This window comes from Micromonospora sp. NPDC049047 (genome assembly GCF_040649135.1).
Lineage (GTDB): Bacteria > Actinomycetota > Actinomycetes > Mycobacteriales > Micromonosporaceae > Micromonospora.
On the sequence record NZ_JBEZEY010000005.1, the window covers coordinates 55,061 to 68,723 of the forward strand.

General features: G+C 71.0%; 13 protein-coding genes. 9 read left to right on the top strand and 4 right to left on the bottom strand.

From position 1 onward, the window contains the following. Window positions 1-12: 12 nt before the first annotated feature. From AB0B86_RS10180 to adhE, 4 genes are read right to left on the bottom strand one after another with little or no spacing between them, the layout of a single operon-like run. A complete protein-coding gene (locus tag AB0B86_RS10180; RefSeq protein WP_357402260.1) occupies window positions 13-489 on the bottom strand; it encodes a nitroreductase/quinone reductase family protein in 477 nt (158 codons plus the stop codon). Further along, window positions 486-1,439: a nitroreductase family protein gene (locus tag AB0B86_RS10185; protein ID WP_357402258.1), complete on the bottom strand. Its 954-nt coding sequence runs from the start codon at window positions 1,437-1,439 to the stop codon at window positions 486-488. The genes AB0B86_RS10180 and AB0B86_RS10185 overlap by 4 nt, the downstream gene beginning before the upstream one ends. Next, entirely contained in the window at window positions 1,436-1,996 is a 561-nt protein-coding gene (locus tag AB0B86_RS10190) for an SRPBCC family protein (protein WP_357417329.1), read from the bottom strand. The genes AB0B86_RS10185 and AB0B86_RS10190 overlap by 4 nt, the downstream gene beginning before the upstream one ends. A 40-nt stretch (window positions 1,997-2,036) precedes the next feature. After that, the gene (gene adhE / locus AB0B86_RS10195; protein WP_357402254.1) at window positions 2,037-4,601 is read right to left on the bottom strand and encodes a bifunctional acetaldehyde-CoA/alcohol dehydrogenase; all 2,565 of its coding nucleotides are present in this window, start codon (window positions 4,599-4,601) and stop codon (window positions 2,037-2,039) included. A gap of 168 nt (window positions 4,602-4,769) precedes the next feature. Between adhE and AB0B86_RS10200 the strand changes: the two genes are divergently transcribed. From AB0B86_RS10200 to AB0B86_RS10240, 9 genes are all read left to right on the top strand, one after another. Beyond that, on the top strand, window positions 4,770-4,922 hold the full coding sequence (locus tag AB0B86_RS10200) for a hypothetical protein (protein ID WP_357417331.1): 153 nt from the start codon (window positions 4,770-4,772) through the stop codon (window positions 4,920-4,922). Window positions 4,923-5,134: 212 nt separating this feature from the next. Next, a complete protein-coding gene (locus AB0B86_RS10205; protein ID WP_357417333.1) occupies window positions 5,135-6,613 on the top strand; it encodes an endo-1,4-beta-xylanase in 1,479 nt (492 codons plus the stop codon). A gap of 142 nt (window positions 6,614-6,755) precedes the next feature. Beyond that, the gene (locus AB0B86_RS10210) at window positions 6,756-8,003 is read left to right on the top strand and encodes an NAD(P)/FAD-dependent oxidoreductase (protein WP_357402248.1); all 1,248 of its coding nucleotides are present in this window, start codon (window positions 6,756-6,758) and stop codon (window positions 8,001-8,003) included. 8 nt (window positions 8,004-8,011) lie between these two features. After that, the gene (locus AB0B86_RS10215; protein ID WP_357402246.1) at window positions 8,012-8,491 is read left to right on the top strand and encodes a MarR family transcriptional regulator; all 480 of its coding nucleotides are present in this window, start codon (window positions 8,012-8,014) and stop codon (window positions 8,489-8,491) included. An 84-nt stretch (window positions 8,492-8,575) separates the two neighbouring features. Continuing rightward, a complete protein-coding gene (locus tag AB0B86_RS10220) occupies window positions 8,576-9,550 on the top strand; it encodes a GNAT family N-acetyltransferase (protein WP_357402244.1) in 975 nt (324 codons plus the stop codon). 99 nt (window positions 9,551-9,649) lie between these two features. Then, on the top strand, window positions 9,650-9,919 hold the full coding sequence (locus AB0B86_RS10225; RefSeq protein WP_357402242.1) for a hypothetical protein: 270 nt from the start codon (window positions 9,650-9,652) through the stop codon (window positions 9,917-9,919). Window positions 9,920-10,013: 94 nt separating this feature from the next. Beyond that, a complete protein-coding gene (locus tag AB0B86_RS10230; protein ID WP_357402240.1) occupies window positions 10,014-10,268 on the top strand; it encodes a hypothetical protein in 255 nt (84 codons plus the stop codon). 189 nt (window positions 10,269-10,457) lie between these two features. Continuing rightward, the gene (locus AB0B86_RS10235) at window positions 10,458-13,412 is read left to right on the top strand and encodes an AAA family ATPase (RefSeq protein ID WP_357417336.1); all 2,955 of its coding nucleotides are present in this window, start codon (window positions 10,458-10,460) and stop codon (window positions 13,410-13,412) included. Window positions 13,413-13,511: 99 nt separating this feature from the next. Beyond that, entirely contained in the window at window positions 13,512-13,658 is a 147-nt protein-coding gene (locus AB0B86_RS10240) for a hypothetical protein (RefSeq protein WP_357417339.1), read from the top strand. Window positions 13,659-13,663 lie beyond the last annotated feature (5 nt).

Genomic DNA, 13,663 nt, shown 5'->3' on the forward strand with positions numbered 1-13,663 from the left:
GGAGCCGGGACCTCAGGGCGCTGCCGGTGTGATCAGGAATACCGGGTACTGCGGCGCTATCGCCGCGAACTGATCGAGTGAGGAATGCCGATCGATCGGGAAGTGCGCCCGGGCACCCGGTGCCTTGGCGAGATATCCGCGCAGGATGGGCGCACGTTCCGCCACGTCGACCTCGACCAGCCGGACCGCCTCCCGCCGGCCGTGCCGCAGGGTGGCCGCACCGTCGGCGGCCCGGACATTGGCCACCCAGTTGGCTCGGCGTCCGAGCATCGAGACCAGGTAGCGCCGCCCGTCATGAGTGGCCAGCACCAACGGGAGGGCCACCGTCCGTCCGCTCCTGCGGCCCACCACCTCCAGAGTCACCCAGGCCGACGGGGCCAGGAATCCGCTGCTGTGCAGGGCCGCGGCGATCCGGTTGAGCACCCGGGCCAGGCGGCCGGGCCGACCGTCCCGGTACATCCGGGTCCGCCAGGATCGTGGGTTGATCATTGCTGGCCCTCCTTCAGGACCTCGGACAGTGGGCGGCGTGGTGTGACAGCGGCCTGCGGTCCGTATCCGATCCGGATGATCATCTGTGCCCAACGGCCGGCGGCGGTGTCGGTGAGCAGTTCGCGGATTGCCGGAACCTCGACCGGTTGGCTGATGGGTGTGGTGGCCAACCGCAGCCGGGTGGCCACCAGCAGGACGTGCTGCAACGCCTGGCCAGCGCGGACCCAGTCATCCGGGTCGTCACCGAGCGTCGCGAGCACGGCGATTGTCGGGTGCGCCTCGAAGAGCTCATTCGTCCGCCAGGGTTGCGGGTGGACGAGGCCGAAGTCCCGGATCGGCATCCGTTCGAGGGCGTCCCACGGCCCGATGGCGGCCGGTGGGACGCCATCGTGGCGGCCCGGCGTGGGCCTCGTCCAACGGCTCAGCTCGGCCCGGTAGCGGCCCCTCTCGCGCTGCTGGCGCTCGGCCTGTTGCCCGAGCCCGAGGATTGCGCCGCGGGTGACCGGGCCGGCGATCGTGAGTGCCGCGCCCTGGTCCGCGGCGGCCAGTCTCAGCTCCTCGATCGCGTCGGCGGACACCACCGAGTCCGCGAACGGCCAGCGGTTGGTGTGCCGCCGTGCGATCGCTTCGGCCAGCGTCGTCACGGTTTCCGGCGGCGGTTCCTCACGGTCGAGCAGCACCCGGGCCACCAGGTCGGGCGAGTCCGGTTCCGGGAAGACGACGTACGTCGTCCGCCATCCCTGCGCCCGCAGAGCCAGCCGCAGGGTGAACAGGGCCGCACCGACACTGATCAGGAGTTCGCGCCCGGACGCGTCCAGTGCGTCGAGTTGGCGGCTGCGGTCCGCGTACACCCGCACGTCCCGGCCGGTGACCCGGAAGCGCCAGGGCTGGCTGTTGTGCAGCGAAGGCGCGAGCGTTGCCGCTGCCACGCACCGGGCGAGCACGTTCATGACGCGCCTTCCGCGCGCTGCTTGACACCCAACAGCATCCGACGCTCCATGATCAGACTGCCCGGTTCCATCACCAGGCGGTACGCGGTCCGACCTGGCCCCGCGCGGAGCGCCAGGGCGATCCGGTTACGGCTGATCAGCCGGGTGCCCGCCCCGTCCCGCCGCAGGTGGAAGCCCCACACCCAGGTGCCGTCGACGGACCGGAACACCAGCGTCCGCTCCGGGTCGAGGACCTCGACCCGCATGGCCGGCCCGTTCCTGCCGAGCGGTAGTTCGTCGCCGCCGGCGAGGTGCTGGAACTGCGGGAGAATCTCGTCGGCGCTGTGCATGTCGAGCCCGAACAGGTTCTCGATCCAGTCGTAGGTGTAGGCGCCACCGCGACCGCTGCCCATCTGCACGAGCCAGGGCCAGACCGCCTCGGGTGGCGCGTCGATGGTGACTGCCCGGGTGGAGACGATGTCCGGCTCGGGGAGGAACTCGTCGCCGGGCAGCGTGGCCCGCACCTCGGCTGCGGTGGCTCCCCACGTGAGCGACCGTTGGAGCACTGTTCCCTTCATGGCCTTCTCCTTCCTGAGCGAAGTGGCCCTCCCGGCCGGGTCAGCCGGCGGTCGCCGGTCCGAAGTACGCGGCGCGCATCAGTTGCTGCATGTCGTCGAGCATCGGCATCCGGGGATTGGCCGGCGCGCACTGGTCCTCGTAGGCGTTCAGTGCCTGTTGCGGCAGCGCCGCGAGGAAGGCCCGCTCGTCCACGCCGATGGCCGCGAACGACGGTTCGATGCCGACCTCGTCGCGCAGGCGCTCGATCGCCGTCGCCAGAGCTTCGACCGCTTCGGCGTCGGTCGCCGCGGGCAGCCCGAGGGTGCGGGCGATGTCGGCGAAGCGTTGCGGCGCCCGGTAGGCCTCGTACTTCGGCCAGCCGGTGAGCTTGCTCGGCACGGTGCCGTTGTAGCGGATCACGTGCGGGAGCAGGATCGCGTTGGTGCGCCCGTGTGCGACGTGGAAGGTCGCCCCCAGGGTGTGCGACATGGCGTGCACGATGCCGAGGAAGGCGCTGCCGAACGCCATGCCGGCGATCGTCCCGGCGTTGTGCATCTTCTCGCGGGCCACCGGGTCCGCGGCACCCTGATGTACGGCCCGCGCGAGGTTGCCGAAGATGAGCCGGATGGCGTGCAGGGCCAGACCGTCGGTGAAGTCGCTGGCGTAGACGGACACGTACGACTCGATCGCGTGGGTGAGCGCGTCGAAGCCGCTGTCCGCCGTGACCACCGCCGGCAGGTCGGCGGCCAGGACCGGGTCGACGATCGCCACGCTCGGCGTGAGGGCGTAGTCGGCGAGCGGGTACTTCTTTCCGGACGCGGTATCGGTGATGACGGCGAACGGGGTGACCTCGGCCCCGGTGCCGGAGGTGGTCGGGATGCACACGAGTTGGGCCAGGGCACCGAGGGTGGGGAACTTGAAGGCGCGTTTGCGGATGTCGAAGAACTTCTCCCGCAGATCGGCGAAGACCACCTCCGGGTGCTCGTAGCGCAGCCACATGACCTTGGCGGCGTCCATCGCCGAACCTCCGCCGAGCGCGATGATGGTGTCCGGGCGGAACGAACGCATGACCTCGGCGCCCCGGTCGACGGTGCGTACGCTGGGCTCCGGTTCGACGTCGTCGATGATCTGCAGAGCCACCTGCTCACGCCGGCGGTGCAGCACGGACAGCACACGGTCCACGTACCCCAGCTTGGTCATGGTGTGGTCGGTGACCACCGTGACCCGGTGCACGTCGGGCATGTCGGCGAGGTAGCGGATCGCGTTCGGCTCGAAGTAGATCTTCGGGGGAACCTTGAACCACTGCAGATTGTTCGTCCGCCGGGCGACCCGCTTGATGTTGATGAGGTCGACCGCGGTCACGTTGTGCGACACCGAGTTGTGGCCATAGCTGCCACAGCCCAGCGTCAGCGACGGCAGGAAGGCGTTGTACATGTCGCCGATGCCGCCCTGCGAGGCCGGTGCGTTCCAGATGATCCGGACGGCCTTGACGCGGCGGCCGTACGCCTCGGCCAGACCGGCGTCCCGCGTGTGGATGACGGCGCTGTGGCCCAGACCGTCGAACTCGACCATCTGCTCGGCGTACCCGAACGCCTGGTCGGGACCGGTGGCGGGCAGCAGGGCGAGCACCGGGCAGAGCTTCTCCCCGGTCAGCGGTTCGGCCGGGCCGACCCGGTCCACCGGGGCCAGGATGATCGACGTGTCCGGGGCTACCGGAAAACCGGCGTGTTCGGCGATCCAGGTCGCCGGCTGCCCGACCACGTCGGGGTTGAGCTTCCCGGAGCCGAAGAGCAGTTTCTCCAGCAGCGCCTTCTCCTCCGGCGTCGCGACGTGGGCGTGCAGTCGCCGGAACTCGGCGACAGCGGCCGGCCGGATCGCGTCGTCGATGATGACTGCCTGCTCGGAGGCGCAGATCATGCCGTTGTCGAACGACTTGGACAGCACCACGTCGTTGACCGCGCGGGCCACGTCGGCCGAAGCCTCGAGGTAGGCGGGGACGTTGCCGGCGCCGACGCCGAGCGCGGGTTTGCCGGTGGAGTAGGCGGCGCGGACCATCGCGTTGCCGCCGGTCGCCAGGACCACCGAGACACCGGGATGCTGCATCAGTTCGTTCGTCGCGGCCACCGACGGTTCCTCGATCCACTGGACGCAGTGTTCCGGGGCGCCGGCGGCGACGGCGGCGTCGCGGACCGTCCGGGCCGCTTCCGCGCTGCAGCGTTGCGCCGACGGGTGGAAGGCGAAGATCACCGGGTTGCGGGTCTTGAGGGCCAGCAGCGCCTTGAAGATGGTGGTCGAGGTCGGGTTGGTCACCGGCGTCACCGCGGCCACCACCCCGACCGGCTCGGCGATCTGGGTGATCCCGGTGATGTCGTCCTGGGCGATCACCCCGACCGTACGGATGTCGGCCATGTGGTTGGTGACGTGCTCGCAGGCGAAGATGTTCTTCACCGCCTTGTCCTCGAACACGCCGCGGCCGGTCTCCTCGACCGCCAGCATGGCGAGTTCGGCGTGCCGGCTGAGCGCGGCCACCGACGCCTTCTTCACGATCTCGTCGATCTGTTCCTGGCCGTAGGAGTCGTAGCTGGCCAACGCCTTGAGACCGTTCTCAACCAAGGTCCCGATCATGCTTCCGCCCTCCGCCGTTCCGTCCTTTCGAACGTAGGTCCGCGGTGACCGAAGCCGGCACGGCCGATGGACTCCCGAGCCCGGGACTCCCGGCCCGGGACCCTGCGGCCCATGGCCCGGACCGCAGTCGACACGTCTGATGTTTGTGCTTGCACTCTGCTGGCCTCAGTGGCTGTTCGGTCGACCGGGTCGACGGAGAACGTCAATGGATTCGGCCTGGACTCCCCGCCGACGTCGCTGGGCGCCTACGACGTCGTCGTCCACCGGGTCGCGCCGATCGTGCAGGCCACCGCCCTGGAGTCGGCTCTCGGAATTCGCTGAGACCCCGCATCGCCACCCTGCGGCGATCGCGTCGACATCACGATCGACGGCCGACGCGTCGACACGATCGGCGACTGGACACGCAAATCGAATTGATTCGATATAGCATCGCGGCAGGGCAGGGTCACTCCGCACGGGCGTACGACGCCTGTGCATTTCATCCACCGGGCGATCCGGGCAGCGGCCGGTGGTCACACCGAGGAGAAACGCAGATGAACGACGTACCCGCTCGACCGAAACACCGCACCAGGGGTGCCACCCGGCTCCTGCTGGGCGGGGCCTGCGCCCTGGCGGTCGTCGTGGCCTCGATGGCCATGGCACCCTTCGCCCGAGCCGATCTCAGTGGCCCGCCCGGCACCACGCTCCAGGCCGCCGCTGAGCGCAGTGGCCGGTACTTCGGTGCTGCCATGGGGGCGGACCGTCTCAACGACTCGGGCTTCCTGGCCATCGCCGACCGCGAGTTCGACATGATGACCGCCGTCAACGAGATGAAGCCCGACGCGACCGAACCCAACCCCGGTCAGTTCGACTTCCGTAACGGCGACGCGATCTACAACTGGGCCACCCAGCACGGCATGCGGTTCCGGGGCCACACCCTGGCCTGGCACGCCCAGCAGCCGAGATTCTGGGGGAGCCTCGGCGGCAGCGCCCTGCGGACCGCGATGATCAGCCACATCAACGGCGTCATGGCGCACTACAAGGGCAAGTTCGCCTACTGGGACGTGGTGAACGAGGCCTTCGCCGAGAACGGCAGCCGACGCTCATCGAACCTGCAGTCCACCGGGAACGACTGGATCGAGGTGGCGTTCCGGACCGCACGCGCGGCGGACCCGAGCGTGAAGCTGTGCTACAACGACTACAACATCGAGAACTGGACCTACGGCAAGACGCAGGGCGTCTACAACATGATCCGGGACTTCAAGGCCCGCGGCGTCCCGATCGACTGCGTCGGTCTCCAGACCCACTTCACCGGTGGCAGTTCACTGCCGGGCAACTTCCAGCAGACGCTGTCGAGCTTCGCGGAGCTCGGGGTTGACGTGGCGTTGACCGAGGCCGACGTCACGAACGCCTCGACCAGCCAGTACCAGGGCCTGACCCAGGCCTGCATGAACGTTCCCCGCTGCGTCGGGATCACCACGTGGGGGATCCGGGACAGCGACTCCTGGCGGGGCAACGAGAGTCCGCTGCTGTTCGACCGCAACAGCAACCCGAAGGCGGCGTACACCGCAGTCCTCAACGCTCTCAACGCCGCCTCCACCACGGTGCCCGGCACCCAGCCGACGACCCCGCCGCCGACGACGCCTCCGCCGACCACTCCGCCGCCGACCACTCCGCCGCCGACCACCCCTCCCCCGACCACTCCGCCGCCGACGACCCCGCCGCCGACGGGTGCCTGTAGCGCGACGTACCGCATGGTGAACTACTGGGGCGGGGGCTTCCAGGGCGAGGTCACCGTGGCCAACAACGGGTCCGCCACGCTCAGCGGCTGGACGGTACGGATGACGTTGGCAAGTGGGCAGACCATCGCCAACGTCTGGAACGGCATCAACACCGGCACCAGCGGGACGGTGAGCGTTCGTAACGCCGACTACAACGGATCTCTCGGCGCGAACGCCTCGACCACCTTCGGCTTCCTGGTCAACGGCAGCAGCAACGCCGCCCCCGGCAGCCTCTCCTGCACCAGCCCCTGATCGGCGACAGGTACCCACCCGCTGCCTCGGGACGCTGACCCGGGCCCGGAGCCACCGGCTCCGGGCCCGGAGCCACGTGGAGCGCGCCAGCGTCTCGGCTGGTGGTCTTGCCCAATTCATCTTAGTCATTAAGATAATTCCCATGGGCACATCGACTGACTTCTCGGTGGCAATCGCCGGCGCCGGCCTCTCCGGGCTCTGCCTCGCCCAGTACCTGATCCGCGCCGGCATCGACGTGCACGTCTACGAGCGGGACCCGAGCCCCTTCGTCCGACGGCAGGGCTACCGGATCATCCTCGACCGGTACGGCTTGGCGGCGCTGCGGGAGAGCCTGCCCCGCCAGCTGTACAACCTGGCGCTCACCACCGGCGACGAGCCCGGCGGGCACCTGCGCTTCACCGACAGTCGACTGCGCGACGCGTTCACCATCACCTTCAAGGACGAGCCGCACGCGACCCGCCAGGTCGACCGGCTCACCCTGCGCTCGATCCTGTTGTCCGGGTTGGACGGACGCATCCACTACGGCAAGGACGCGGTGGCGGTGGACAGCGGCGGCCCGGCAGGACTACGGCTGCGGTTCTCCGACGGCGGCTCCGCCGCGGCAACCGTCGTCGTGGGCGCGGACGGAGTCGGCTCGGCGCTGCGCGCCCAGCTCATGCCGGACGCGGACCCGGCGAACACCTCGATGGCGGGCATCTACGGCCGGTCGCCGCTGTGGCGCAACGGCATGAGCATGATCCCGGACGCGCTGCGCACCAGCGGGGTCCTGGCCATCGCCGACCGGCCGGGTCGCGCCTTCTTCTTCACGTCCATGCGGTTCGGCGAGAGCCCGCCGGAGGCGTTCGCGCGCCTGGCACCGGGCAGCTACGCGCCCAGCGGCTACGACTACGTCATGTGGGGTCTTTTGCTCCGGCAGGAGGAGGTGCCCGTCGGCGTGCGCGGGGACCTCTTGGCGCTGTGGAGACTGGCCTCCCGGATGAGTGCGGATTTCCACCCGGTCATCCGGCGGCTGGTCGGCACTGCCGAGCTGGATGCCACGGTGCTCAACCTCTTCGCCACCGGCCGCCGCCCGCGCCGGTGGACGGTGCCCCGGGCGACGATGATAGGCGACGCCGTGCACGTCATGCCGCCGTTCGGCGCGCACGGCGGCAACACCGCGCTCCGCGACGCCGCCCTGCTCGGCCACCGGTTGGTCGAGGCCCGGGCCAACGGCACGCCGGTGGAGGAGGCGATCGCCGGCTACCAGAACGAGATGGTGCCCTACGCCTTCCGCGCGGTCGACACCGCCGCCGGGCTGATGCGTCGCCTCACCGGAGGCGCGTCGGCACCGCACTGGGTGCTGACCCGCGTGTTACCTCGGCTGCACCGGGTCACCGTACCGGAGGCATGATTACCGTCGTGTCCCACGACTCTGCCCGCGCGTCCGCGCTCGCCGACCTCATGCGCGCCGGGCGGGAGACGTCGCGGCTGTCCATGGTGTTCCGGTACGCCATCGCGGAGCGGCTCGGCCTCACCGTGACCGACCTGGAGTGCCTGGACTACCTGACGGACGTCGGATCCGCCACCGCGGGGCAGGTCGCCGAGCGGACCAACCTCACCACCGGGGCGGTGACCAGCATGCTCCGCCGGCTCCAGCAGGCGGGCTACGTGACGGCCACGCGCGACCCGGCGGACCGGCGGCGGGTGATCGTCACCCTGCGACCGGAGCGGATCGCCGAGCTGAGGCGACCGTACGAGCGGTTCGCCGAGCGGGCCGAGCGGCTCATCGGGGGCTACCGCGCCGAGGAGGTCACGCTGCTGGTCCGGCACTTCGGCCTCATGCAGGCGATGTACCTCGCCGAGTTGGACCGGCTCCGCAGCGGCGACACCGCGCAGTGACCTGCCTGCGGCCGGCGGGAGGGCTGCCCTCCGCGCGGGCGACAGGTCCCCGCGCGCGGCGCCCACCCCCTACCATCACCGTCGATGATGATCGAGCTTTGGAATTCCGCAGCGCCAACCGATGCGGTGCCGCTGGCTGCCCTGTTCCGGCGAGTCGAGGCGGTCGCACCCGTTGGCCTGGAGCAGCATGCCGACGACGTGGCCACACGACTGGCGGCCCTCGGGCCGGACCTCACGGCGAATACCCGGGTCGGCCGCGACGACGACGGGGATGTCGCCGCCTACGGTGAGGTCGCGGAAATGGGGGTGGTCGACGGCGTGCTCCGGATCCGGCTGGCACATGTGGTCCGACCCGATGCCGGGAGCGACGTGCGGGCGGAGTTGTCGCGCTGGCTCCTCGCGCGGGCGGAGCAGGTGCGGCAGACCCACGGAACGGCGCAGGCAGCAGTCCTCGGCACCCGGTGCGCCGAGGACGATCACACCGGGCGCGAACTGCTGATCCGGCAGGGCTTCGAACTGGTCCGGCACGAGCGGGAGTTGGTCCTGTCGCTGTCGGAGCCGCCGCCCGTCGAGGTGCTGCCGCCCGGCCTGGTGTCGGGCCCCGTCGAGGAGCGTTACCAGGAGCTGGCGCGGCTGGCCCACAACGAGGCGTACGCCGACAGCCCTTCCGCCATCCAACCGGACCAGCGCAGCTGGCCGTCGCACGCCGTCGGGCACCCCCGGTTCCTACCCGAGCTGTCCTGCCTGGTGCTCGCGGAGGTGGCCGAGGCGGAAAACCCGGTGGCCGGCTTCCTGTTCGCGCTCGCCGACGACGACGAGGAATCCACAGCGGTGCTGCACTGTCTGGGCAGCCGAGTGCCCTGGCGACGCCGCGGCCTCGCTACCGCCATGATCACCCGCGCGCTCCGGCGGGCCCGGTCCGCGGGCTTTCATCAGGTACGCCTGCGGGTGAGTGACACCAACCAGGCGGCCCTCGCGCTCTACCGCACGCTCGGCTTCGTCAGCTCGGGGCGGGGGCACCCGGTGCTGATGCGGCCCCTCGGCCCCGACGCCAGCTGACGACGCGTCGCTCGACCGGCATGAGCACCGGCGAGGCGAGGCGGGTGCTCCGCTCGCCAGCGACGACCAGAGAAACCGTTGTACTACAGGGAGGTAGGCATGACCGAGCAGGCACCGACCCGGGTGGCGTTGTATTCCTTCGCCCAGCACACCAACCGGCGGGTGGCCGAGTTCCGCTGGCAACCGGGTCAGCCGGTGTCACTCGACATCCTCGACCCGCAGTGGGGTGCGCTGGCGCGGGACTTCTACGACAACGGCGTGCCGGCCGGCCCGGATCGTGTGCTGCCGCAGTCCGGCCCGGACTTCATGCGGGCCCTGCTCCAGCGGTTCCGGATGAGCTACTACAAGTTCGTGGACGAGAGCGACTGAGCCGTCGACCGCTGCTCCGGTCGCCACGGGCCCGGCAGCTGTCGACATCAGTGGTCGGGTCACGACCGCCGGCCGCTACGCGGACAATGGCGGGATGAAGCGAGACGTACGTCTGATGCGATTGACAGGTACGCGCGCCGACGGCGCGGTGGCCACCGGCGCGCGGGCCGCTGGCGCGGCCTCGGTCGGTGCCCTCGCCGTGGGGGCCCTGGCCGTCGGGGCCGTGGCTGTCGGGGCGCTGGTCATCGGGCGGCTGGCGATTCGCCGCGCGGTGGTGCGGGAGCTACGCGTCGGCCGGTTGGAGATCGACGAGCTGGTGGTACGCAGCCGACCCACTGCTGAGGGATGACCCAGTCCCGCGCCGGGCTCGGCCGCTGACCGTCGGGACCGAGCGGGTCCAGCCCGCGCCGATCGCTCGCCTCGTCGTCGCCACCGACGAGCCGGCCACGCCGACGACGCGCACTCCGGCTGCGGGTGACGGCAGCCCGGGTCGCCGCCGGTACTTGCGTCCGAGCAGCGAGAAGCGAGATCATCACGCATGCTCGACCCCTCGCCCGAGGACGCCGGAACCGCACCGACGGTCTCTGCGCCGCGTTTCGTGGGACGCGATCGGGAACTGGCAGCGCTCCGGGGCGCGGTGGCCCGGCCACCGGCGATCGTGCTCGTGGAGGGCGAGGCGGGGATCGGCAAGAGCCGACTGCTGCGGGAGTGGTTGGCGGCGCCGGACCGGCGCACCGCACTGGTCTCGGTGTGCCCACCGCTGCGCGAGTCGCTGACCCTGGGGCCGATCGTCGACGCGTTCCGTGGGATCGACAGCCCGGTGTCGCGACTGCCGCTCACCGCCCTCGCTGGCGCGTTACGGCCCCTGTTCCCCGAATGGTCCGCGGACCTGCCGCCCGCGCTCCAGGCCCTGGACGACGCCAAGGCGGCGCGGCACCGCCTGTTCCGGGCCCTTGACGAGCTGCTGCGGGCGCTTCGGGTCGACGTCCTCGTGCTCGAGGACGCCCACTGGGCCGACGAGATGACGTTGGAGTTCCTGCTGTTCGTCTCCTCCCGGCAGCACACCGACGGGCCGAGCCTGGTGGTCTCCTATCGGCCCGAGGAGGTGGACGACGGGTCGCTGTTGCTGCGGTTGACGTCCCGGTTGCCGGCCGGCGTGACCCAGCTGCGGATCGCCCTGGCGCCGATGCGACCCGACGACACGGCGGCGTTGATGTCGTCGATGTTGGCCGGCAACCAGATATCGCAGGAGTTCGCGACGTTCATGCACGAGCGGACCGGCGGCGTTCCGCTGGTGCTTGAGGAGTCGGTTCGCCTCATGTGCGACCGCGCCGACCTCGTCTTCCGCGACGGGCAGTGGGTCCGGCTGAAGCTGCGCGAGCTGCGGGTGCCGCCAACCGTGCGCGACTCCACCCGGGAGCGGGTGGGCCGACTGTCCCCGCCGGCACAGCAGGTGTTGCGGGCCGCCGCCACGTTGGCTGAGCGGTCGTCGGTGGCCACCATCGCGGTGACCGCGGGTCTGTCACCCGCCGAGTGTCGCGGCGGCATCTCGGAAGCGGCGGACGCCGGCGTCCTGGACGCGGACGACCGCGGTCGGTGGCGATTCCGGCACGTGCTGGCCGCCACCGCCGTCTACGAGGCGATCCCGTTGACCGAACGCAGACAGTTCCACCTGCTGGCCGGCCGGGCCCTGGAGGACATCCACCCGCCGCCCGTCGCACGCCTTGCCCAGCACTTCCGTGAGGCGGGCGAGACGCGGTCCTGGGCGCGGTACGCCGAGCAGGGTGCCGAGCTGGCGATGGCGTCGGGTGACCACACCAGGGCGGTCGACACGCTCGTCGACCTGATGTCGCGGGCGGTGCTGCCGCCGGCGGATCGGGCCCGGATAGCGCGCATCGCCGGAGTGGCCGCACTGGGCCGTCGAGAACGGGTCGATCAGGTCCACCACCGGGTGATCCGTACGCTGCGCTCGGTGCTCGACACCCCCGGTCTCTCCGCCCGGCAGCAGGCCGAGATCCGCAACCCCCTCGGTCGGCTCCTGATCACCGCGGGGCAGGCGCAGGCCGCGCTCGGCGAGCTCGAGCAGGCGGTGGCGAACCTCGACCATGACCCGGTCGAGGCGGCTCGGGCGATGACCTACCTCGGCTGGGCGTACGCGGGACCGTGGCCGGCGTCGACCCATCGGCGTTGGCTGGATCGGGCCGCTGAGCTCACCACCGCGTTCGACTCTCCGGCGGAGCGGCTGAACCTCGCCGGTAACCGGGCCGCCGCGTTGCTCATGCTCGGCGAAGAGGAGGCCTGGGACGTCGTCGCCGGCCTGCCCATCGACGGCGCGACCTCGGCGGAGCGCCTCGACGTGGCCCGCATCCACGCGAACGTCGGCACCGGCGCGGTGATCTGGGGCCGGTACGCCGACGCGGACCGACACCTCGCCGTGGCCATGCACCTTGCCGAGACCGAGCAGGCGTCCCGGTTGCACCACAACGTGCGACTCGAACAGGCCAACCTGGCGTGGCTCACCGGACGGTGGGAGGGTCGCGCCGAGCAGAGCGCGGCACTCGCCGACGCCGACCGGGACCGGCCGGCGCACTACCTCGGCAGCATCCGGCTCGCGGCCCGGCTGGCGGCCGCGGCCGGACGGCGGCGCGCAGCGGAGGAGCAGTTCCGCCTGGTCCTTGAGGAGTCCACCCGTCTCGGCGCGGCCGACGACACGATGGAGGCGGCCGCCGCGCTGGCCAGACTGTGGCTGGCGGACGGAAACAGCGGCCGGGCGCTGCAGATCACGAACGAGCCGATGGACACCATCCGGCGAAAGGGCATCTGGATCTGGGCGACCGACCTCGTCCCCGCCCAGATCGAGGCCCACCTCGCCGCGGGTGACGTCAAGAGCGCGACCCGCCTCGGCGAGCAGCTCGCCCGAGGGCTGCGTGGCCGTACGGCGCCCGCATCCCGTGCCGCGCTCGCGGTCTGCCGTGCCCTGCTGCTCGCCGCGAACGGAGACCACGCCCGCGCGGCGGCGGCCTACGATCGGGCGGCGCGCGCCTGGAGCGCGTTGCCGCGTCCCTACGACGCCATGCTGGCCCGGGAGCGGCAAGCCGAGGCGCTCATCGCGCTGGGCCGGATCGACCACGGCCGAGAGCTGCTTGCCGCACAGTACGAGCAGTTGTTCAGGCTCGGTGCCCGTGGTGACGCGGACCGGGTCGCACAGCGGCTGCGCGAACACGGGGCCGAGGTCCCGCGACTGTGGCGCGGCGGCCGACGAGGGTACGGCGACCAGCTCTCGCCGCGTGAGCTCGACGTGGTCCAGCTGGTTGTCGCCGGCAAGACCAACCGGGAGATCAGCCGGATCCTGGCCAAGTCACCGGCCACAGTGGATCAGCAGTTGCGGGCGGCGATGCGCAAGTTGAAGGTGACCTCCCGGACCGCGCTCGCGGTCAAGGCGGTGGAGGCCGGCGTGTTCGCGGAAGAGGACTCTCTGCACGGCTCGTCGTGAAAATTGACGTATCCGCTGGATAGCGACGGGGACTGCGCCACCCCGAGCATGGCTTGATGATCCATAGCCAGTGGGCGATACGTGCCTGAGCGACACGTCGTGCGTGACGACGCCGCCGCCATCGAACACCCGCCACCCCGCCAGCTGCCCCGCGAGCCGCCCGTCAGCGCCCCCGCCCCCGGTGACCCCGACGGTGGTGACGGTGCCGACGACCACCAGAACCACGACCCCTATCAACCCCTGTAGGTCGA

Coding starts and splice junctions, on each gene's coding strand:
- AB0B86_RS10225 (WP_357402242.1), top strand. CDS start 9,650: ATGACCGAGCAGGCACCGACCCGGGTGGCGTTGTATTCCTTCGCCCAG.
- AB0B86_RS10210 (WP_357402248.1), top strand. CDS start 6,756: ATGGGCACATCGACTGACTTCTCGGTGGCAATCGCCGGCGCCGGCCTC.
- AB0B86_RS10190 (WP_357417329.1), bottom strand. CDS start 1,996: ATGAAGGGAACAGTGCTCCAACGGTCGCTCACGTGGGGAGCCACCGCA.
- AB0B86_RS10230 (WP_357402240.1), top strand. CDS start 10,014: ATGAAGCGAGACGTACGTCTGATGCGATTGACAGGTACGCGCGCCGAC.
- AB0B86_RS10220 (WP_357402244.1), top strand. CDS start 8,576: ATGATGATCGAGCTTTGGAATTCCGCAGCGCCAACCGATGCGGTGCCG.
- AB0B86_RS10205 (WP_357417333.1), top strand. CDS start 5,135: ATGAACGACGTACCCGCTCGACCGAAACACCGCACCAGGGGTGCCACC.
- adhE (WP_357402254.1), bottom strand. CDS start 4,601: ATGATCGGGACCTTGGTTGAGAACGGTCTCAAGGCGTTGGCCAGCTAC.
- AB0B86_RS10185 (WP_357402258.1), bottom strand. CDS start 1,439: ATGAACGTGCTCGCCCGGTGCGTGGCAGCGGCAACGCTCGCGCCTTCG.
- AB0B86_RS10235 (WP_357417336.1), top strand. CDS start 10,458: ATGCTCGACCCCTCGCCCGAGGACGCCGGAACCGCACCGACGGTCTCT.
- AB0B86_RS10180 (WP_357402260.1), bottom strand. CDS start 489: ATGATCAACCCACGATCCTGGCGGACCCGGATGTACCGGGACGGTCGG.